1 protein-coding gene is annotated in these 525 nt (G+C 49.1%); it reads left to right on the forward strand.

Annotation, left to right across the window (positions count from 1 at the left end; translation table 11 throughout):
- Nucleotides 1-355 (forward strand): regulatory protein RecX (locus FQ142_RS17340; protein WP_149424343.1); only part of this gene is annotated, 355 nt, incomplete at its 5' end.
- Nucleotides 356-525: the final 170 nt, after the last annotated feature.

Below are 525 nucleotides of genomic sequence, written 5' to 3' on the forward strand. Positions count from 1 at the left end.
TGATGCTACGGCAGAAGATTACGAGCGCGTTATTGCCTGGTGCCATGAACATGGCTATCTCGATGACAGCCGATTTGTTGCGCGCTTTATCGCCAGCCGTAGCCGCAAAGGTTATGGACCTGCGCGTATTCGCCAGGAACTGAATCAGAAAGGTATTTCCCGCGAAGCGACAGAAAAAGCGATGCGTGAATGTGACATCGACTGGTGCGCACTGGCGCGCGATCAGGCGACGCGAAAATATGGCGAACCTTTGCCAACTGTCTTTTCAGAAAAAGTTAAGATCCAGCGTTTTCTGCTCTATCGTGGCTATCTGATGGAAGATATCCAGGAGATTTGGCGAAATTTTGCCGACTGAACGCATACGGTATTTTACTTCCCAGTCAAGAAAACTTATCTTATTCCCACTTTTCAGTTACCAGCCCGGCGGTTAAGACACGCTGGAGCTGGTGGCGATATTTCGTTAGCTTGATTTCAGGATAATTATGAGCAAGAGCACCGCTGAGATCCGTCAGGCGTTTCTCGACT

Source organism: Microbacterium sp. ANT_H45B, assembly GCF_008369345.1.
GTDB lineage: Bacteria > Actinomycetota > Actinomycetes > Actinomycetales > Microbacteriaceae > Microbacterium.